The following is an 18,565-nucleotide window of genomic DNA, read 5'->3' as shown; positions in this document are numbered from 1 at the left end:
TTGAAAAGGGTTTTCAGCCATGAAGGCGCTGATGAAGACCACCAAGTCGGCCAAGCCGGCTGAGGTCGAGAAGAAGTGGCATTTGATCGATGCCGAAGGTCTGGTCGTTGGCCGCGTGGCCACGCTGATCGCGAACATCCTGCGCGGCAAGCATAAGCCGAGCTTCACCCCGCACGTCGATTGCGGCGATCATGTCGTCGTGATCAACGCCGACAAGGTGCGCTTCACCGGCCGCAAGCTGCAGCAGAAGATCTACTACAAGCACACCGGTTATGCGGGCGGCCTCAAGGAGACCACCGCGGCCAAGGTGCTGGAAGGTCGTTTCCCCGAGCGCGTGCTCGAGAAGGCCGTCGAGCGGATGATCCCGCGCGGTCCCCTCGGCCGTGACCAGATGCGTGCGCTGCACCTCTACAACGGGACCGAGCATCCGCACGCCGGTCAGGACCCGCAGACGCTCGACGTCGCGTCGATGAACCGCAAGAACAAGGTGGGCGCATAACATGGCCGACAAGAAGTCCCTCGCCGATCTCGGCTCGCTGACCAGCCAGCCGGCCCCGGCTCCCGAAGCCGACGCCGCTCCGGCCGAGACCGCCGCTGACGCCAATGGCGCTGCTCCGGAAGCCGCCAGCGACGAGCCGGCCCCGTTCGTTCCCGCCGTGTCGGATGCGCCGCTGCGCGAGCAGCAGCTCGACAAGTTCGGCCGCGCTTATGCGACCGGCCGCCGCAAGGACGCCGTTGCGCGCGTCTGGCTGAAGCCGGGTTCGGGCAAGATCGTGGTCAATGGCCGCGACCAGGAAGTCTATTTCGCGCGTCCGACGCTGCGCCTCGTCATCAACCAGCCGTTCGGGATCACCGATCGCGCCGGCCAGTATGACATCATCGCCACCGTCAAGGGCGGCGGGCTGTCGGGCCAGGCGGGTGCGGTGCTTCACGGTATCGCCCAGGCGCTGACCCGCTACGAGCCGATCCTGCGCACCACCGTCAAGCGCGCCGGCTTCCTGACCCGCGATCCGCGCGTCGTCGAGCGTAAGAAGTACGGCAAGGCGAAGGCCCGCCGCAGCTTCCAGTTCTCGAAGCGCTAAGCTTCCTTTCAGACCTCAAACAGGAAGAGGCGTCCCGGTTCGGCCGGGGCGCCTTTTTCTTTGTCGGTCGGGGATCAGAGCTTGGGCGGCGCCGCGCCGGCCTTGTCCCAGCGGTCCTGCAGCGCCTTGTAGGTGTCGGTGCGCTGCTCTGGCAGGCCTTCGGTGTTGAGCCAGGCGCGGTGGATGCTTTCGGCACCGAAGTGCGAGAAGGGCCTGAAGCCGGAAGGATCGTCGAAGGCAGCGACCGTCAGGTCCATCATCTCGCTGCCTTCGAGGAAGCGGAAGCCTAGCGTGGTGCCGCAGGTCGCGCAGAACGGCCGCTCGGCGATCGGCGAGCTGCGATACCAGTCGGGCTCCCCGTCCCAACGGACATCGGCCTGCCGCACGTTGAGCATGGCAAGGCTGACGTTGCCGCTGGCCCGCTGGCACATGCGGCAATGGCACAGATAGGGCTTGGCGTCGTCCGCCACCTCGGCGGTGAAGCGCTTGGCGCCGCACAGGCAGCCGCCGGTCATGCTCGTCATTGGATCACCTCGTCGGCGCAAAGCGTAGCGAAGCAATACGGCGGTCGGAAGTGGATTGCTTCGCTTCGCTCGCGATGACGGCGCGGCTACCCCTTTTGCAGGTGCTTGCGCCCGAGCAGCTCGGCGATCTGCACCGCGTTCAGCGCCGCGCCCTTGCGCAGATTGTCGCTGACGCACCACAGGTTGAGGCCATTCTCGACCGTCGTGTCTTCCCGGACGCGCGACACGAAGGTGGCATAATCGCCGACGCATTCGACCGGGGTGACGTAACCGCCGGGTTCGCGCTTATCGACCAGCATCACGCCGGGGGCTTCGCGCAGGATGTCCTGTGCTTCCTGGGCCGAGATGTCGCGCTCGAACTCGATGTTGATGCTTTCCGAATGGCCGACGAACACCGGCACGCGGACGCAGGTGGCGGTCACCTTGATCTTGGGATCGAGGATCTTCTTGGTCTCGACCACCATCTTCCATTCTTCCTTGGTGGTGCCGTCCTCCAGGAAGTCGTCGATGTGCGGGATGACGTTGAAGGCGATCTGCTTGGGGTAGAACGACGGTTCGACGCTGTCCCCGACGAAGATGTTGCGCGACTGGTTGAACAGCTCGTCCATGCCCTGCTTGCCGCTGCCCGAGACCGACTGGTAGGTCGAGACGACCACCCGCTTGATCTTCGCCACATCATGGAGGGGCTTCAGCGCCACCACCATCTGCGCGGTGGAGCAATTGGGGTTGGCGATGATGTTGCGGGCCTTGTAGCCGGCGAGCGCCTCGGGGTTCACTTCGGGCACGATAAGCGGCACGTCCGGGTCCATCCGGTAGAGCGAGCTGTTGTCGATTACGGTGCAGCCCGCCGCCGCGCGCGGAGCGTGGAGCTTGCTGACCGCCGAGCCGGCGGCGAACAGCGCCATGTCCCAGCCGGCAAAGTCGAAATTCTCGAGGTTGCTGACCTTGAGCTCTTCGCCGCTGTCGCCGAAATCGATGATGTCGCCCTGGCTGCGCGAGGAAGCGACCGCCGCCACCTCGTCGAGCGGGAACTGACGCTCGGACAGGATCTGGAGCATTTCGCGCCCGACATTGCCCGTCGCGCCGACCACGACGACCCGATAACCCATGCTTGTTCTCCTTGAGCCGCCCCTTATCGTGCGGCCTTGCATGTGGCGAGGGGGAACGAATGCGCAAGACATTGCTGCTGGCGCTGATCGTCGCCGGATTGCTGGCCAGCATGGCGGCGACGCGCTGGCTGAGCCTGCCGCCCCCGCTTCGCACCAACAATGCGCCGGGCGAGTTCGATGCGGTGCGGGCCAAGGCGCGGCTGGCGCGGGTGCTGGGGGACGAGGCCCCCCACCCCGCCGACAGCACTGCCAGCGACGGCGTTCGCAGCCGGCTGGTGGGCGAGATCCGTGCAATGGGGCTGGAGCCACGGATCACCGACCGCTTCGCCTGCAACAAGCTGCAGAAGTCGAGCGGCGTGTCCTGTGCGCGGGTGAGGAACGTCCTGGTGACGATCGGCACCCCGGCAAGCGCGCCCAACCTGCTGATCAATTCGCATTATGACAGCGTGCCGGTGGGTCCGGGCGCGTCCGACGCCGGGCTGGGGGTCGCGGCGATGCTGGAGACGCTGGCGCTGCTGAAGGATCGCCAGATGCCGCGGCAGGTGACCTTCCTGTTCAACGAGGGCGAGGAAATCGGCCTGATCGGGGCGCGCGCGTTCCTCGATGCCGATCCCGTGAGCCGCCGGGTCGATGCGCTGATCAACCTCGAGGCGCGGGGCACGACCGGGCCGGTCAACATGTTCGAAACCTCGGTCCCGAACCGGGCGGCAGTGGCGCTGTTCAGGGACCAAGTCCGCAACCCGGTCGCCAACAGCATGGCGGTCAGCGCTTACCGGCTGCTGCCCAATTCGACCGACGCCAACACCTTCGCCGAGGAACGCGACTGGCTGTTCCTCAACTTCGCGCCGATCGGCAACGAGACGCGCTATCATTCACCGGGCGACGACCTGGCGGCAGTCGACCTCGCCACGCTGCAGCACATGGGCGACCAATTGCTGCAAGTAGGCGGTGCGCTGGCCAGCGGCGCGACACCCGAGAGGAGGGACGGCGACCGGCTGTTCATGAGCATCGGGTCGCGCTGGCTCTTTACCATGGGCGCCCTTTCTCCGTGGCTGATCGCTCTCGCCCTCGCCGCGAGTCTTATCGGCGACGCCGTGCGGGCCAGGCGCCGCGTGCCGGTGGTCCCGGTCGCGACCGCCATGCTTCCGCTCCTCGCCGCGCTGCTGGTGCCGGTGGCGCTGGCCTGGGCGGGGCTTGGCCTGCTCGGAGCGCTGCGCGAGGGGCAATTCTGGCGTGCGCACCAGACGGGAACCGAACTGGCGATCTATGCCGGGGTGATCGCGGCCGGGCTGGCCGTACTCGCGGCGGCGAGGCGCTGGTCCCTGCCCGTGCTGCGCCGTGCGTGGTGGCTGCTGTTCTTCCTGATCGGCACCCTGTTCAGCTTCTTCGCGCCGGGCGCGATGATCTATTTCGTCCTTCCGCCGCTCATATTCTGGGTCGGAGCGGCGCTCGGGACGCGCTGGCCCCCGGTCGAGACGCTTGGCGCATTGCTGGCCGCCGCGGTGCTGTTCGTCACCCTCGGCGCCGCGGTGGGGCTGGTGCAAGACCTCATCAACAGCGGGCCACTGTGGCTTCTGGCGCTGCTCGGCGGACTGGTACTGATGCCGTGGCTGATCGAAGCGCGGCCGCTGGTCGAAGGGCATCGCTGGTCGCGCGTCACCCCGCTGGCGCTCGGCCTTGCGGTGCTGGCGTGGGTCCCGGCGGCGCTTGCCCCCGCCTACAGCGCCGACCGGCAGCAGCAATGGACGCTGCAATATGTCGTGGGCGCCGGGCCCGATCAGCCCCTGTGGTCGGTGGTCAACGACCGCAAGCCGCTGCCGGGCGAGTGGGCCGGGTTCGGGCCGTGGCGCCAGAGCGTGCTGCCGTTCAGCAGCCGGCCGCGCTGGCTGGCCCCGGCGCGCCCGGTCGCAGGCATCGTCCCGGCCCGAGCCCTGCCGGTCGAGGCGAGCGGTGCGCCCGGGGGACGACGGGTGCGCCTCAGGCTGCAGGCCAATGGTGCCGACAGCATCGCGCTGATCGCCCCGCCCGGAGCAATCGTCGCCGGGCTCGGCATCCCCGGGCAGCTGCGGGCGATCGAGGGACGCGCGAAGGGCCCCTACAGCCTGACCTGTACCGGCCGGTCGTGCGATGGACAGGTGGTCGAGCTGCAGATCGGGCCGCGGCCGGTGGTGCTGCAGGTCGTCGGGACCCGCTGGGCGCTGCCGCCGGTCGCCGCGCCGCTGGTCGCCGCCCGCCCCGCCAACGCGCGTCCGCAATATCTTCCGGACGCGTCGATCACGGTGGAGCGGGTGCGGATCTAAGGCGCCGGCACTTTACCGTCATTGCGAGCGGGTGGGTTGCCGCTCCCCAATGAAAAAGGGCCCGGCCTTGCGGCCGGACCCCTGTTTCGTGTCGGCAAGGCCGGAAGGCTTAGCCTTCGGCGCTGTCCTTCGCCGGAGCGGCCGGAGCAGTGGTGCCCTTGGCCGGACGCGGGTCGCGGCGCTCGGCGATACGCGCCGACTTACCGGTGCGGCCACGCAGGTAGTAGAGCTTGGCGCGACGCACGACACCGCGGCGCACGACGTGAATCTCTTCGATCGACGGCGAGTAGAGCGGGAACACGCGCTCGACACCTTCGCCGAAGCTGATCTTGCGGACGGTGAAGTTGGAGCCGATGCCCTTGTTCGAACGGGCGATGCAGACGCCCTCGTAATTCTGGACGCGGGTGCGCTCGCCTTCGACGACGCGGACGCCGACGCGGAGCGTGTCGCCCGGGCGGAATTCGGGAATGGCGCGCTTGGCGGTGAGCTCGTCGATCTGCTCACGCTCGAGGGTCTGAATCAGGTTCACTTACTTCTACCTTCGTCTCGTTGCCGCGCACCAGAGGGCGACGCCTGCGAGACGCCCCCGTGGCGCTCGTACAGGTCCGGCCGCCGTAGCCGTGTATCCTCGATTGCCCTGGCCTTGCGCCATGCGGCAATCTTCGCATGATCCCCCGATCGCAGCACTTCGGGGATCGTGCGCCCTTCCCACTGTTGCGGTCGGGTATAATGCGGATGTTCGAGCAGCCCCGTTTCGAAGCTCTCGTCCACACCGCTATCGGGGGCGCCCATTACGCCGGGAAGCAGCCGAACGCAAGCATCGAGCAGGACCATCGCGCCAAGCTCTCCGCCGGAGAGGATGTAGTCGCCGATGGAGACCGGCTCGACCGGCCGCGCGTCGAAGATCCGCTCGTCGAAGCCTTCGAACCGGCCGCACAGGATGATCGCGCCTTCGCCGGCAACGAGGCCGCGGACCCGCTCCTGCGTCAGCGGGGCGCCGCGCGGGCTCATCGCGAGGATCGGCCGACCGTCGGCCACGCTGTCGATGGCGGCGGCCAGCACGTCGCAGCGCAGCACCATCCCCGCCCCGCCCCCGGCGGGCGTGTCGTCAACGGTGCGGTGCTTGTCGATCGCGAAGTCGCGGATGTTGGTGGCATCGAGGTTCCAGGTGCCCGCTTCCAGCGCGCGGCCGGCGAGACTGGTCCCGAGCGGTCCCGGAAACATGTCGGGATAGAGGGTCAGGACCGACGCGCGGAAGGTCATGGCAAGCGCTTTCCGGCGCGCCGCCAGCGCACCCCGAACAGGCCTCCGGCAAATGCCAACGCCGCGGCGGCCAGCCCGACCACCGTGACCGAGGCGGCGGCAAGGGCTGCGAAGCTGTCACCCTCCCGCGCCGCCCACAACAGGTACAGGATGAGGAAGAGGCTGCCGGCGAGCAGAACCAGTGGCATGACCAGCGCGGCTTTCCAGCCCGCCCGCTCGGGCCGACCGCCCAGCCAGACGCCCAACGCGAACCCGGCGAGGAAGATGAAAGCGAAGGAGGTCCAGATCATCATGATCGATTGCCGCTTTAGCAGGGTGCAAGGAACCGCCAAGCCGCGCCGCTCATTGCGCTTGCGTTATGGCTGACAACGAACCTTACGACGTTCTCATCATCGGCGGCGGCCCGGCCGGGCTGACCGCCGCCATCTATCTGTCCCGCTTCCACCTCGACATCGTCGTGGTCGACGAGGGCAAGAGCCGCGCAAGCTGGATCCCCTGCTCGCACAACCATGCCGGCTATCCGGACGGCATCAACGGCAAGGAATTGCTCGAGCTGATGCGCACGCAGGCGCAGAAATATGGCACCAAGATCGAGACCGGGCGGGTCCACCGGCTCGACAAGGAAGAGGGCGACGGGCTGTTCAGTGCCGACTGGGGCGCCGGCCCGCGGCAGGCGCGCGCGGTGCTGCTGGCGACCGGGCTGACCAATCGCAAGCCGCCGATGGACCCCGAGCTTCACGACGAGGCGATGGCGCGCGGCCTCATCCGCTATTGCCCGATCTGCGACGGCTATGAGGTCACCGACAAAAGGGTCGGGATCATCGGTTCGGGCAAGGGCGGCGTCGGCGAGGCCTTGTTCCTGCGCTCCTACACCGCCGACGTGACCCTGATCGCGCCCGACGCTTCGCTCGATCTTCCCGAGGAAGACCGGCGCAAGCTGGAGGAAGCGGGCGTGACGTTGGTCGACGGCCCGGCCGAGGCGATCGGCTGTGTCGAGAATTGCATCACCATCGATACGGCGGCGGGCCTGCTGAGCTTCGACAGCATCTACCCGGCGCTCGGCAGCGATACCCATACGGGGCTTGCCGAGATGGTCGGCGCCAAGATCAATCCGGAGGATTGCTGCCTGGTGTGCGACGACAAGATGCGCACCAGCGTCGAGGGGCTCTATGCGGCGGGCGACGTGGTCCACGGCCTCGACCAGATCAGCCATGCGATGGGCGAAGGGGGCCAGGCCGCCACCACCATCCGCAACGATCTTGCTGCCAAACGCCCCATGCTGCGCCAGCCGGTCGTCCCGGCCAGCAGCGAGACCGAGCGCGAGATGGAGGAGACGGGCGACGCCTAGAAGGCAGCGCCGATCATCAGCACCGGGCTGTCGGGCGGCGACAGCTGCAACTTGCCGCCGGCCTCGGTGATGAGGGCGTGGGCGAGCCAGGCGCCGGCCGCGCGGGGTTCTACCGTTCCAGCGGCCCCGCGCTCCAGCGTCGCGCGCAGATTGGGGTCGAGCAGCAGGCGCGGGCCTTCGGCGCGGATCACGATCTCGGTGCCATTGGCGCCGCGCTCGGCACCGATGTCGAGCTGCCCGCCGCGGACCAGGGCGTCACCGGCGACCAGCGCGAGGTTGAGCAGCACCTTGACCGCTTCCTTGGGCAGTTTTTCGGACGAGACCATCCAGCCAAGCGTGATCTTCTTTTCGGCCCCGAACAGCCCTTCGAGCGCCTGGCGCGCTTCGCGGGTGTCGATCTCTTCGCCGAAGCCGCCGGCCGCACCGAAGGCGAGACGGAAGAATTTGAGCTTGGAGGCGCTTGCCTTGGCGCTTTCGGCGAGCAGGTCGAGACAGCGCTGGCGCATCTCCGGATCCTGTTCGTCGGCCATCAGCTCGAGACCGTTGTTGAGGGCCCCGACCGGGCTCAACAGGTCGTGGCACAGGCGGGAGCAGAGCAGACTGGCGAGTTCGATCGCGTTCATGGGCCTCGGAGTGGCGGATAGAACCAAGTTGTTCAACCCACCTCGGGTGAGCGACATCTTGAAACGCCGCGGACATTTCCCAAGTTGCATCGTCCAATGACCGGGGGGTCCGATATCATCGAAGTGGCGCTTGACGCCGGGCACGCCGGGTGGCGGCTCGACCGCGCGCTTGCCGATGCGGTGCCGACGATGAGCCGGGAGCGGCTGAAGAGCCTGGTCAAGGCCGGGGCTCTGACCCGCCACGACCAGCTCGTCCGCGATCCCGCGCAGAAGGTCGAAGGGACCGAGACCTATTCGCTCGCCATCCCCCTGCCCGAGGCCGCGAGCGCCGAGGCGCAGGATATCCCGCTCGTCATCGTCTACGAGGACGATCACCTGCTGGTCGTCGACAAGCCGGCGGGGCTGGTCGTCCATCCGGCCGCGGGCAATCTCGACGGGACGCTGGTCAATGCCCTCCTCCACCATTGCGCCGGGCGCCTCAGCGGGATCGGCGGGGTGGCGCGGCCGGGGATCGTCCACCGGATCGACAAGGATACGACGGGCCTGCTGGTGGTCGCCAAGACCGATGTCGCGCACGAGGGACTGGCGAGGCAGTTCCAGGCGCATACGATCGATCGCCGCTATCTAGCCGCGGTGAGTGGCCGCCCGGCGAAGATGGAGGGCAGCATCGATGCCGCGCTCGCCCGCTCCAGCCACGACCGCAAGAAGATGGCGATCGTCGAGGAAGATCGCGGCAAGCGGGCGGTGACCCACTATAAGGTGCTGGGGGTGAGCAATGCCGCTGCCCGCATCGAATGCCGGCTCGAGACGGGGCGGACCCACCAGGTCAGGGTCCACATGGCCTCGATCGGGCACCCCCTGCTCGGCGACCCGGTCTATGGTCGGGCTCCGGCGCAGAAACTGAGGGAGCTTCTCAATCGTTTGAACTTCCGGCGACAGGCATTGCACGCGGCCCACCTCGGCTTCGTTCATCCCGTGACGAAAGACCGTCTGTCGTTCGAAAGCGCCGTTCCGCAGGATATGCAGGAACTGTTCACGGCACTTGGGGTATAGGATTTCATGTGTCAGGGCGGTCCCGGTGGCCGCTCCGACGAACAAGGACGCGATACTGACGATGGCACAGGCGAAGGCACTTTCGATCCCAGCGGGCTCCGGCGAAGTCGGGCTCAACCGCTATCTGTCTGAGATCAAGAAGTTTCCGCTTCTGGCTCCGGAAGAGGAATATATGCTCGCCAAGCGCTGGCGGGAGCATAACGACACCGACGCGGCGGCCAAGCTGGTCAATTCGCACCTGCGACTCGTGGCCAAGATCGCCATGGGCTACCGCGGTTACGGCCTGCCGGTCAGCGAGCTGATCAGCGAAGGCAACATCGGCCTGATGCAGGGCGTCAAGAAGTTCGAGCCCGACCGGGGGTTCCGCCTGGCGACCTACGCCATGTGGTGGATCCGCGCGAGCATCCAGGAATTCATCCTGCGCTCGTGGTCGCTGGTGAAGATGGGCACCACCGCCGCCCAGAAGAAGCTATTCTTCAACCTGCGCCGTATGAAGAACCAGATCGACGCCTTCGAGGAAGGCGACCTGAAGCCCGCCGACGTGACCAAGATCGCGACCGATCTCGGCGTCACCGAGGACGAGGTCATCTCGATGAATCGCCGCATGGCGATGGGCGGCGACACCAGCCTCAACGCCCCGCTGAAGGGCGACGAGGGCGCCGAGAGCCAGTGGCAGGACTTCCTGGTCGACAACGGCCCGCTGCAGGACGAGCTAGTCGCCGAGGAAGAGGAGAAGCAGGTTCGCCATGCTCTGCTCAATGCGGCGATGGAGAAGCTGAACGACCGCGAGAAGCATATCCTCGCCGAGCGGCGCCTTGCGGACGATCCCAAGACCCTCGAGGAGCTCAGCCAGGTCTATGGCGTCAGCCGCGAGCGGATCCGCCAGATCGAGGTGCGCGCGTTCGAGAAGCTGCAGGCGGCACTGATGAAGAGCGCGGCCGAACAAAGGCTTCTTCCCGCGGCCTGAATAACGGATCGCTAACCATGACCGGTTAGTTGAGGGGAGCGATGGGCATCCATTCTCCCCTTTTCCGTTTTCTCTACACGATCGAAGTTCCGCGCCTTGGCGGCAAGCCGGCGCAAGCGGGCGCGCTGTGCTGGCGGCGGCACGAGGGGAAACTGCAGGTTCTGCTGGTCAAGAGCCGCAAGTCCCAGCGCTGGGTGCTTCCCGGCGGCTGGGCGCTGCGCAGCCGCCCACTCGCCGCCACCGCCGAACGGGAAGCATGGGAAGAAGCCGGGGTCAGCGGAACGATTGGCAACCGGGTCCTCGCCGTCGTTCCCAAGCGCAAGCATTATCGCCTCGCGGGGCAGATCGAATGGCAGATGGCGGTGTTTCCGCTGCGGGTCGACGCGCTTGCCGACGAATACCCCGAAGCCGAGGAGCGGCAGCGCGCGTGGTTTTCGCCCGAGCAGGCCGCCAAGCTCGTCCACCCGAGCAGCCTTGGCCCGATCCTGCGCGAATTCGCGGTGCCCAAGACTAGCGCCGCCTGAGCAGCGCCAGCCCCGCCGCGGTGATCAGCAGCGCCGCGCCCGTCTTTTCGCGTCCCCGCCTTTTCAGGAAGCCGAGCCCCAGCGTCGCGAGGCCCGAGCTCAACATCGAGATCTTCCGCGCCCCGGCAAGCTGCCCGGCGCGCGACGCAAGGCGGCTGGCAAGATAGGGGTGGCCGCCCGCCGCTTCGTGAACGGCCGGGGGTGCCGGGTCCGCGGGCTCGGCTGAAAGCGCGCTCTGCCTGTCGTCGCGGCTTTCGTTTTGCCCTGTCGCGACATGGTCCGCGCTCCACGCGCCGCGCGTGCCGAGCGGCTTGTCGCCACCCCGGGCGGTCGTATCGCGCGCGGTCTGGTGCTCGACCTCGCTGTTCAATTCGGCGCCGAAGATCAGAACGTAGCTCGACAGGTAGAGCCAGGTCAGCAGAACCACCACGCTCGACAGCGCGCCATAGGTCGCCCCGTAGCTGGCGAAATTGCGGACGTAGAAACCGAACGCCAGCGTCAGCAATAACCACACCACCGCAAAGAAGATCGATCCCGGGGTCAGCCAGGTCCAGCGCGCCTTTTCGCGGCTCGGCCCGTAGCGGTAGAGCGTCGCCGCCGCGGCCGCCGCTATTCCCGTCAGAACGCCGTAGGTCACCACCACGATGAGCAGATGCCCGAAACCGCCGAGGCTCGGCAGCAGCCGTTCGAACAGGGCGAGCAACCCGGTCGCCGCCGCGACGATCCCCGCCATCACTACCGCCCCCACCGTCATGGCGAGGCTGAGCAGAGTCGTCATCACGAACCCCCTCTTCTCGTCCTCCTCGTAGGCGATGTTGAGCGCGGTCACGATCGCCCCCGCGGCATTCCTGGCGCCCCAGAAGGCGACGGCAATCGCGACGAGCAGCCCGAACCCCTTCTTGCCGCCCGAGGTCTCGACCACGTTCAGCAGCTGGTCGCCGATCAGCCTGGCCGCCTCCCCCGGCAGGAAGCTGGTCAGGCCCTGCGCCTGGCGCACCACAGTCTCGGGCGAGGCGAACAGGCCGTAGGTCAGCACCGTCGCGCCAAGCAGCGGGACCAGCGCGAGGAAGAAGTAGAAAGCGACGCCCGCCGCGACGATGCCGGCATTATCCTTGCCGACCTCCTTCCAGGTCCGCCGCGCGATTTCCGCCCAGCCGCCTCGCGGGATTTGCGTCGGCGTGTCGGCCGACCGGCCCTTGTCGGTCACTGGGGCGGCAGCGGCGGCAGTGGCCATGGGAACGCGTCACTTCCTTGTCAGCACAGGCTCACGCGCCCAACCGACGCCCCGCCGCGACCGTTCCCCTTGCCAAGCGGCGCCGACAGGCAGACGCTTCACCTCCCCTGGCGCGTGAGGCGCCCCGTAGCGACTCGCCGCGCCCAACCGGACGCAAGGAGAGCTGCAGCCATGCAATCCGCCACCCATCCGCACGAGACCGTCAACGGCACGAGAGCCATTGCGCTGGTCGGTCCAGCCGGGGCAGGCAAGACCTGCCTCGCCGAGGCGATGCTGTTCGCCAGCGGCACGACCGATCGGCAGGGTGATACGGCCGCGAAAAGCAGCGTCGGCGACTTCAGCCCCGAGGCGAGGGCACGGGGCGGATCGACCGAGCTCAATCTCCTGCAATTCGATTGGCTGGGCGAGCAATTCGCGCTGGTCGATGTACCCGGCGGCACCGGCTTCCAGGCCGACGGCGCCCGCGCGCTCGCGCTTTGCGACCTTGCGATCGTGGTGGTCGACCCCGATCCCGCGCGCGCCCCGCTGGCCGCGCCGATGCTTCGGCTGCTCGACGAGCTTGGCCTTCCCCACCTCATCTTCGTCAACCGCATCGACGCCGCACGCGGGTCGATCGGCGAGCTCCTGGAAGCGCTGCAGCCCTTGAGCGTTTCGCCGCTGATCGCGCGCCAGGTGCCGATCACCAGCGGTGATCGAGTCACCGGCTTCGTCGACGTCGCGCTGGAACGCGCCTTCCATTATCGCCCGGGCAAGCCGTCCGAGCCGATCCCGATGCCGGCCGAGCTCGACGCGCTGGAAACGCAGGCCCGCACCCACCTCCTCGAACAGCTTGCGGACCATGACGATGCGCTGCTCGAGCAGCTTCTAATGGACGAAACCCCGCCGCTGGACCGCGTGCTGAGCGACCTTGCGCGCGAGACGAGCGAGAACCTCGGCGTTTCCGTCCTCTTCGGCTCCGCCTGCAACGGCTTTGGCGTGCGGCGGCTGATGAAGGCGCTGCGCCACGAAGCCCCCGCCCCCGCCGCCACGGCCAGCCGGCTCGGCGTCGACCGGCTGGCCTTCCACGCCTTCAAGGTCAGCCACGCGCATCAGCTTGGCCGGCTGGTGCTCGGGCGCCTGCTTGGTGGGACGCTGAAGGAAGGCCAGGAACTCGCCACCAGCGACGGCCGCTCGGCCAAGGCGAGCGCGATGTTCACCCTTCAGGGAGAGCGCAACCAGCGCCTTCCCGTGGCGCCCGACGGCGCGGTGCTGGCGCTGGCCAAGGCCGATGCGCTCAGGGCCGGCGACTGGGCCGGCAGCGGCGCGCTTCCGCCCGAGCTCGACGTGCCGCTGCCCTCGCGCAACGTGCGGATCGCGATCCAGCCGGCCGACCGCAAGGACGACGTCAAGCTGTCCGGCGCGCTCCACAAGCTTGGCGAGGAGGACCCCACCCTCCACGTCGACCATGACGAGGAGGACCATGCCCTCGTCCTGTCGGGCGTCAACGAGGAGCAATTGTCCGTCGTCCTCGCCCGCCTGAAGCGCCGCCACGGGGTCGACGTCACCCAGCGGCCACCGCGCGTCGGCTACCGCGAATCGATCCGCCGCTCGATCGTCCAGCGCGGCCGGCACAAGAAGCAGTCGGGCGGGCACGGCCAGTTCGGCGACGTGCTGATCGAAGTAGCGCCGCTCGGCCGCGGCGAAGGGATCGCCTTTGCCGAGCAGATCCACGGCGGCGCCATCCCGCGCCAGTATATCCCCGCGGTCGAGCAGGGGGTGCGCGATGCCTGCCAGAAGGGACCGCTCGGCTTTCCCGTGGTCGACGTCACCGTCACGCTGACCGACGGCAGCTACCATAGTGTCGATTCGAGCGAGCTTGCCTTCCGCACCGCGGGACGGATGGCGATGCAGGAAGCGCTCGCCGCCGCGCAGCCGCACCTCCTCGAACCGGTGCACAAGGTGGTGGTAGTCACCCCCGGAAGCGCGACCAGCAAGGTCAGCAGCGCGCTTGCCGCCCGCCGCGGGCAATTGCTGGGAATGGTCCCGCGCGAAGGCTGGACCGGGTGGGACCGGATCGAGGCGCTGGTCCCCGAGGCCGAGCTGCAGGGGCTCGAAGGCGAACTTCGCAGCCTCAGCCAGGGCCTTGCCACCTTCGAGGCGAGCTTCGACCATCTGGCCGAACTCAACGGTCCGCAGGCCGAGAAAGTCGTCAAGGGCCGCGATCTGCAAGCGGCCTGACACCCGCCTGCACTTGTCATTGCGAAAGAAGCGAAGCAATCCAGCGGCGACACTGGATTGCTTCGTCGCTGCGCTCCTCGCAATGACGGGTTTAAAGGGAGCGGAGACACGTGGCGAAACGCCTGACCTGGTACATTCTGGCGGCGCTGGTTCTCGGCCTGATCACGGGCTGGCTGATCAATGCCAATGCCGACAGCCTGACCAATCTGCTTGCCCCCAGCAGCGACACCGAAACCTTCCTCAAGAATGTCGCTTACTATTTCGGCATCATCACCACCCTGTTCCTGCGCCTGATCAAGATGATCATTGCGCCGCTGGTGTTCGCGACCCTCGTCGCGGGGGTGGCACATATGGGGGACACGGCGGCGCTCGGCCGGGTCGGCGCGCGCACCATGGCCTGGTTCATCACCGCCAGCCTTGTCTCGCTGACGCTTGGCATGTTGCTGGTGAACTTCCTCCAGCCTGGCGTCGGGCTGAACCTGCCCCTTCCTGCGGCAAATGCGGCCAGCGGCATCGATCGCTCGTCGTTCGATCTTGCCAAGTTCGTGACCCATGTCGTTCCCGCCTCGGGCATCCAGGCCATGGCCGAGAACGAAATCCTCCAGATCGTCATCTTTGCGCTGTTCATCGGCGTGGCGATCACTGCCGTCGGCGAGAAGGCGCGGCCGCTCGTGCGCGGGATTGAGGGCCTGGTCGAGGTCATGCTCACCGTCACCGGCTATGTGATGCGTTTTGCGCCGTTCGCGGTGTTCGCCGCGGTCGCCGCTTCGATTGCCGAGAATGGGCCGGGAATCATTCTGACCTTCGGCCGCTTCATCGGCAGCTTCTATCTCGGCCTGTTCATCCTCTGGGCCTTCCTGTTCGGGATCGCCTTCCTGGCGGTTGGTCGCCGCGTTTCGCACCTCGTCCGTTACGTGCGCGATCCGTTGGTGCTGGCCTTTTCCACCGCCTCCTCCGAGGCCGCCTACCCGCGCACGCTGGAAGCGCTCGACAAGTTCGGCGTGCCCCCGCGCATCGCCAGCTTCGTCCTGCCGCTTGGCTATTCGTTCAACCTCGACGGTTCGATGATGTACATGACCTTCGCGACGATCTTCATCGCGCAGGCCTATGGCATCGACCTGTCGATCGGGCAGGAAATCCTCCTCCTGCTGACCCTGATGGTGACCAGCAAGGGCATCGCCGGCGTTCCGCGCGCCAGCCTGGTGGTGATCGCCGGCAGCCTGGCGATGTTCAACATTCCCGAAGCGGGCCTGCTGCTGATCCTTGCGGTCGACCATTTCCTCGACATGGGCCGCAGCGCGACCAACGTCGTCGGCAATGCGGTGGCAAGCGTGCTCGTCGCCAAGTGGGAGGGTCCACTCGACGTCGAGGAATCGCCGGTGATCGAGCATGGCCATGCGCCGAGCCACGTGCCGCCGCCCGGACCCAACGTCTGAGGTGGACCTCTACGCGCTGCCGGACCGCTACCGGCTGATCCTCTGCGACCTGTGGGGCTGCGTCCATGACGGGCGCCGCATCTTTCCCGGCGTGCCCGAGACCCTTGCCGCGTGGAAGCAGCAGGGCCGGACGATCCTGTTCGTCACCAACGCTCCCCGCAGCGCCGACGCGATCCGCGCGCAATTGCTCGCGCTCGGGCTCGATCCCACGCTCGACGACGGCATCGTCACCGCTGGCGAGGCGGGGCTTGCAGCGGTGCGCGGCCGCCCGGTCGGCTTCTGCGGCACCGCGGCGGACCTCGCCGACCTCACCGCCCGAGGCCTGGTGGTCGCGGAGGGGAGCTACGACGAACTGGCCTGCGCCGGGCTCGCTAGCGGCGAAACGGTGGCCGACTATGCCGCCGAGCTTGCTGCCTGGCGCGATGCCGACGTGCTGATGCATTGCCTCAACCCCGACCGGATCGTCCATCACATGGGCGAGGTCATGGTCTGCGCCGGGGCGCTCGCCGATGCCTATGAAGCGCTCGGCGGGCGGGTCGCCTGGTACGGCAAGCCCTACCCCGCCATCTACGATCTCGCGCTTGCGCTTGGCGGCAACCCGGATCGCGACACCGTGCTGGCGGTCGGCGACGGGCTGCAGACCGACATGGCGGGGGCCGCGGCCTTCGGGATCGACGCGGTGTTCGTCGCGGACGGAATCCATGCGGGCGAGGAGCCGCGCTTCCCGGCGGGATGGCGGCCTGTCGCCACCGTTTCGGGCCTCGGAACCGCAGCCGGGGCCGGGGCGTAGAGCAGCCTTCCCATGGTTTCCCTCCACCACCCCTCCCCGCTCGGCACCGGGCCGCGCCCTGGCTCGCGCGAAACGATCGTACTGCTTGCGGCCCTGATGGCGCTCAACGCCATCGGCATCGACGCGATGATCCCCGCGCTGGCCGACATCGCCAGCCACCTTGGCGTGCAGGAAGAGAACCGCCGCCAGCTGGTGATCATCGCCTACACCATGGGCTTTGGCGTCGGGCAGCTGTTCTGGGGTCCGCTCGCCGACCGTTTCGGTCGCAAGCCGACGTTGATGGCGGGAATCGCGGTCTACGTCTTCTTCGCCTTCCTCTGTTCGGCCGCGCCAAGCTTCGAGATGCTGATCGCTGGCCGCGCGCTCCAGGGAGCGGCGGCGGCGGCGACGCGGGTGATCGTCCTCGCCATGGTCCGCGACCTGTTCGAAGGCGAGGCCATGGCCCGCGTCATGAGCCTGGTCGCGATGGTGTTCATGGTCATCCCCGTGCTCGCGCCGAGCCTTGGCCAGCTGATCCTGACGCTTGGGCCCTGGCAGGCGATCTTCTGGGTGCTCGGCTTCTATGGCGCTCTGATCGGCGTCTGGGCGTTCCTTCGCATCCCCGAGACCCTTCGCGAAAAGCATCGCCGTTCCTTGCGCGTCGGCGACCTTGCCGAGGGCGCCAGGGCCGTCGTCAGCGACCGCCAGTCGCTCGGCTACACGCTGGCGCAGACCGCGCTGTTCGCCGGCCTCCTCGCCTATATCTCCTCGATCCAGCAGATCGTGTTCGACGTGTTCAAGCGGCCCGAACTGATCGGGGTGGTGTTCGGCGCCGTCGCGGCCCCGATGGCGCTGGCCAGTTTCACCAACAGCAAGCTGGTCGGCCGCTTCGGCCTGCGCCGCGTCGCCCACAGCGGGGTCGTCGCCTTCGCGCTGTTCGCCGTTGCCCACGCCTGCATCGCCACCTTCATCGGCGAAAGCCTTCCGATGTTCATCGTGGGCCAGGCGCTGGTGCTCGCCAGTTTCTCCTTCTGCTCGGCCAACATGAACACGCTGGCGCTGGAACGGATGGCGGCGGTGGCGGGCATGGCCTCGTCGATCCAGGGGGTCGTCGGCACCCTCCTCGCCGCGCTTGCGGGGCTGGCGATCGGGCAGTCGTTCAACGGGACGCAGATCCCCTATCTGTGGGGCCTGACCATCTGCGGCCTGTCGTCGCTGGCGCTGGTCGTCCTTACCGACCGCCGGCGTCTGTTCGAGCGGCTTGCTCCGAAGCATGCGCCAGCAGCGCGCGACCCAGCGCCTCAAGCTGGTTGAGGTCGCGCGGCCGCTGCAGGCGGAACACCGGGACGGACGCGGCAAGGATCGCCACCGTCTTCCAGTGCGCCGCCGCATTGCCGACCTGCTCGACATAGCCGCCGCGGTAGGTGTGATCGAACAGCGCCTCGGCCGCGTCCGCGCCGCCCATTGGCGCGAAGCCGATCTCGGCCGCATCTTCCAGCACATAGATCGCCGCCAGCGGCAGCTCGTCGGCGGCGAGGTCCGCGGCGGCAACCGGCAGGTCCCACTTGTCGTAATCGGCGTCCACGTAGCTGGGCTCCAGCCCCTCGCTGCCGAGCCCGAAGCGATCCAGCGCCTCGCGCCACAGCCGCACCCGCGGGGGCCCCGGAAGCGCCATCATGCCGCCCGGCGTCGGACGCAGCGCCAGCACGTCGTCGCCGATCAGGGTCAGCCCATGTCGCAGGAACCAGGCCGCCAGCGTCGACTTGCCCGCCCCCGACGCGCCGGCGACGGCAATGGCGTGGCCCCCGACCGCGACCGCATTTGCGTGAAGCGGAAACAGGCCGCGTTGGTGCAGCAGCAAACCCATTGCGCTGCCGAGGAGATAGAGGCGGAGGTTGCGTTCGGGCACCTCGGGCAGCGCATCCACCACGATCTCGCGCCCGTCGCGCACGGCAAAGTCGCCAACCTCCGGAATGACGAGGTCGGCCGCGTCCGGGCCGATCGTGCCGCGCCGGACGACCACGTCGGGAGCCATGCCTTCTTGCGCGGGAGGCAGCCCCGGCAGTGGCAACTCGCTCTCGATGGTCAGGCCGAACATGCGGACAAGGTGATTCAC

Annotated in this window: 19 protein-coding genes; 11 read left to right on the top strand and 8 right to left on the bottom strand. The window is 67.9% G+C overall.

Annotation, left to right across the window (positions count from 1 at the left end; genetic code table 11):
- Nucleotides 1–19: 19 nt before the first annotated feature.
- Nucleotides 20–499, top strand: coding sequence for a 50S ribosomal protein L13 (gene rplM, locus ABD729_RS11310; RefSeq protein WP_168069155.1), 480 nt, complete (start codon nucleotides 20–22; stop codon nucleotides 497–499).
- 1 nt (nucleotide 500) lies between these two features.
- The gene (gene rpsI, locus ABD729_RS11305) at nucleotides 501–1,082 is read left to right on the top strand and encodes a 30S ribosomal protein S9 (RefSeq protein WP_344710348.1); all 582 of its coding nucleotides are present in this window, start codon (nucleotides 501–503) and stop codon (nucleotides 1,080–1,082) included.
- A 74-nt stretch (nucleotides 1,083–1,156) separates the two neighbouring features.
- Here the strand turns inward: rpsI and ABD729_RS11300 are convergent, their stop codons facing one another.
- On the bottom strand, nucleotides 1,157–1,606 hold the full coding sequence (locus ABD729_RS11300) for a GFA family protein (protein ID WP_344710347.1): 450 nt from the start codon (nucleotides 1,604–1,606) through the stop codon (nucleotides 1,157–1,159).
- An 86-nt stretch (nucleotides 1,607–1,692) separates the two neighbouring features.
- Nucleotides 1,693–2,715, bottom strand: a complete 1,023-nt coding sequence (locus tag ABD729_RS11295; RefSeq protein ID WP_344710346.1) for an aspartate-semialdehyde dehydrogenase — start codon at nucleotides 2,713–2,715, stop codon at nucleotides 1,693–1,695.
- 59 nt (nucleotides 2,716–2,774) lie between these two features.
- On the opposite strand from ABD729_RS11295, the gene ABD729_RS11290 reads away from it, so the two are divergent.
- Nucleotides 2,775–5,015, top strand: coding sequence for a M20/M25/M40 family metallo-hydrolase (locus tag ABD729_RS11290; protein ID WP_344710345.1), 2,241 nt, complete (start codon nucleotides 2,775–2,777; stop codon nucleotides 5,013–5,015).
- A 109-nt stretch (nucleotides 5,016–5,124) separates the two neighbouring features.
- On the opposite strand, the gene rplS is transcribed toward ABD729_RS11290, so the two are convergent.
- From rplS to ABD729_RS11275, 3 genes are read right to left on the bottom strand one after another with little or no spacing between them, the layout of a single operon-like run.
- A complete protein-coding gene (gene rplS / locus ABD729_RS11285; protein WP_344710344.1) occupies nucleotides 5,125–5,544 on the bottom strand; it encodes a 50S ribosomal protein L19 in 420 nt (139 codons plus the stop codon).
- The gene (trmD, locus tag ABD729_RS11280) at nucleotides 5,541–6,278 is read right to left on the bottom strand and encodes a tRNA (guanosine(37)-N1)-methyltransferase TrmD (RefSeq protein WP_344710343.1); all 738 of its coding nucleotides are present in this window, start codon (nucleotides 6,276–6,278) and stop codon (nucleotides 5,541–5,543) included. Before trmD ends, rplS begins: the two co-directional genes overlap by 4 nt.
- Nucleotides 6,275–6,571, bottom strand: coding sequence for a hypothetical protein (locus ABD729_RS11275; RefSeq protein WP_344710342.1), 297 nt, complete (start codon nucleotides 6,569–6,571; stop codon nucleotides 6,275–6,277). The genes trmD and ABD729_RS11275 overlap by 4 nt, the downstream gene beginning before the upstream one ends.
- A gap of 65 nt (nucleotides 6,572–6,636) precedes the next feature.
- On the opposite strand from ABD729_RS11275, the gene ABD729_RS11270 reads away from it, so the two are divergent.
- The gene (locus ABD729_RS11270; RefSeq protein WP_344710341.1) at nucleotides 6,637–7,626 is read left to right on the top strand and encodes an NAD(P)/FAD-dependent oxidoreductase; all 990 of its coding nucleotides are present in this window, start codon (nucleotides 6,637–6,639) and stop codon (nucleotides 7,624–7,626) included.
- Here ABD729_RS11270 and ABD729_RS11265 read toward each other — a convergent pair.
- Entirely contained in the window at nucleotides 7,623–8,249 is a 627-nt protein-coding gene (locus ABD729_RS11265; RefSeq protein WP_344710340.1) for a histidine phosphotransferase family protein, read from the bottom strand. The genes ABD729_RS11270 and ABD729_RS11265 overlap by 4 nt on opposite strands.
- 96 nt (nucleotides 8,250–8,345) lie before the next feature.
- On the opposite strand from ABD729_RS11265, the gene ABD729_RS11260 reads away from it, so the two are divergent.
- From ABD729_RS11260 to ABD729_RS11250, 3 genes are all read left to right on the top strand, one after another.
- Nucleotides 8,346–9,302, top strand: coding sequence for an RluA family pseudouridine synthase (locus ABD729_RS11260; RefSeq protein WP_344710339.1), 957 nt, complete (start codon nucleotides 8,346–8,348; stop codon nucleotides 9,300–9,302).
- 61 nt (nucleotides 9,303–9,363) lie between these two features.
- Nucleotides 9,364–10,269: an RNA polymerase sigma factor RpoH gene (gene rpoH, locus ABD729_RS11255; protein ID WP_344710338.1), complete on the top strand. Its 906-nt coding sequence runs from the start codon at nucleotides 9,364–9,366 to the stop codon at nucleotides 10,267–10,269.
- A 41-nt stretch (nucleotides 10,270–10,310) separates the two neighbouring features.
- Entirely contained in the window at nucleotides 10,311–10,793 is a 483-nt protein-coding gene (locus ABD729_RS11250) for an NUDIX hydrolase (RefSeq protein WP_344710337.1), read from the top strand.
- Here ABD729_RS11250 and ABD729_RS11245 read toward each other — a convergent pair.
- The gene (locus tag ABD729_RS11245; protein WP_344710336.1) at nucleotides 10,780–12,027 is read right to left on the bottom strand and encodes a YihY/virulence factor BrkB family protein; all 1,248 of its coding nucleotides are present in this window, start codon (nucleotides 12,025–12,027) and stop codon (nucleotides 10,780–10,782) included. The two genes, ABD729_RS11250 and ABD729_RS11245, sit on opposite strands and share 14 nt — an antisense overlap.
- Before the next feature lie 171 nt (nucleotides 12,028–12,198).
- On the opposite strand from ABD729_RS11245, the gene ABD729_RS11240 reads away from it, so the two are divergent.
- From ABD729_RS11240 to ABD729_RS11225, 4 genes are all read left to right on the top strand, one after another.
- Nucleotides 12,199–14,244: an elongation factor G gene (locus ABD729_RS11240; protein ID WP_344710335.1), complete on the top strand. Its 2,046-nt coding sequence runs from the start codon at nucleotides 12,199–12,201 to the stop codon at nucleotides 14,242–14,244.
- Nucleotides 14,245–14,354: 110 nt separating this feature from the next.
- Nucleotides 14,355–15,680, top strand: coding sequence for a dicarboxylate/amino acid:cation symporter (locus tag ABD729_RS11235; protein ID WP_344710334.1), 1,326 nt, complete (start codon nucleotides 14,355–14,357; stop codon nucleotides 15,678–15,680).
- 1 nt (nucleotide 15,681) lies between these two features.
- Entirely contained in the window at nucleotides 15,682–16,470 is a 789-nt protein-coding gene (locus tag ABD729_RS11230) for an HAD hydrolase-like protein (protein ID WP_344710333.1), read from the top strand.
- A 12-nt stretch (nucleotides 16,471–16,482) separates the two neighbouring features.
- On the top strand, nucleotides 16,483–17,763 hold the full coding sequence (locus ABD729_RS11225) for a multidrug effflux MFS transporter (RefSeq protein WP_344710332.1): 1,281 nt from the start codon (nucleotides 16,483–16,485) through the stop codon (nucleotides 17,761–17,763).
- On the opposite strand, the gene ABD729_RS11220 is transcribed toward ABD729_RS11225, so the two are convergent.
- The gene (locus tag ABD729_RS11220; RefSeq protein WP_344710331.1) at nucleotides 17,681–18,565 is read right to left on the bottom strand and encodes a hypothetical protein; all 885 of its coding nucleotides are present in this window, start codon (nucleotides 18,563–18,565) and stop codon (nucleotides 17,681–17,683) included. The genes ABD729_RS11225 and ABD729_RS11220 overlap by 83 nt on opposite strands.

Origin of the sequence: Sphingomonas humi (genome assembly GCF_039536725.1) — a bacterium.
Classification (GTDB): domain Bacteria; phylum Pseudomonadota; class Alphaproteobacteria; order Sphingomonadales; family Sphingomonadaceae; genus Sphingomicrobium; species Sphingomicrobium humi.
This window is presented reverse-complemented; position numbering and strand designations above follow the sequence as displayed.

Bases quoted from the DNA above. Each gene is read 5' to 3' on its own strand.
- ABD729_RS11250 (WP_344710337.1), top strand. From the start codon at position 10,311: ATGGGCATCCATTCTCCCCTTTTCCGTTTTCTCTACACGATCGAAGTT.
- trmD (WP_344710343.1), bottom strand. From the start codon at position 6,278: ATGACCTTCCGCGCGTCGGTCCTGACCCTCTATCCCGACATGTTTCCG.
- ABD729_RS11240 (WP_344710335.1), top strand. From the start codon at position 12,199: ATGCAATCCGCCACCCATCCGCACGAGACCGTCAACGGCACGAGAGCC.
- ABD729_RS11260 (WP_344710339.1), top strand. From the start codon at position 8,346: ATGACCGGGGGGTCCGATATCATCGAAGTGGCGCTTGACGCCGGGCAC.
- rpoH (WP_344710338.1), top strand. From the start codon at position 9,364: ATGGCACAGGCGAAGGCACTTTCGATCCCAGCGGGCTCCGGCGAAGTC.
- ABD729_RS11265 (WP_344710340.1), bottom strand. From the start codon at position 8,249: ATGAACGCGATCGAACTCGCCAGTCTGCTCTGCTCCCGCCTGTGCCAC.
- ABD729_RS11275 (WP_344710342.1), bottom strand. From the start codon at position 6,571: ATGATGATCTGGACCTCCTTCGCTTTCATCTTCCTCGCCGGGTTCGCG.
- ABD729_RS11245 (WP_344710336.1), bottom strand. From the start codon at position 12,027: ATGGCCACTGCCGCCGCTGCCGCCCCAGTGACCGACAAGGGCCGGTCG.
- ABD729_RS11270 (WP_344710341.1), top strand. From the start codon at position 6,637: ATGGCTGACAACGAACCTTACGACGTTCTCATCATCGGCGGCGGCCCG.
- rplM (WP_168069155.1), top strand. From the start codon at position 20: ATGAAGGCGCTGATGAAGACCACCAAGTCGGCCAAGCCGGCTGAGGTC.
- ABD729_RS11290 (WP_344710345.1), top strand. From the start codon at position 2,775: ATGCGCAAGACATTGCTGCTGGCGCTGATCGTCGCCGGATTGCTGGCC.
- rpsI (WP_344710348.1), top strand. From the start codon at position 501: ATGGCCGACAAGAAGTCCCTCGCCGATCTCGGCTCGCTGACCAGCCAG.
- ABD729_RS11225 (WP_344710332.1), top strand. From the start codon at position 16,483: ATGGTTTCCCTCCACCACCCCTCCCCGCTCGGCACCGGGCCGCGCCCT.
- ABD729_RS11295 (WP_344710346.1), bottom strand. From the start codon at position 2,715: ATGGGTTATCGGGTCGTCGTGGTCGGCGCGACGGGCAATGTCGGGCGC.
- ABD729_RS11300 (WP_344710347.1), bottom strand. From the start codon at position 1,606: ATGACGAGCATGACCGGCGGCTGCCTGTGCGGCGCCAAGCGCTTCACC.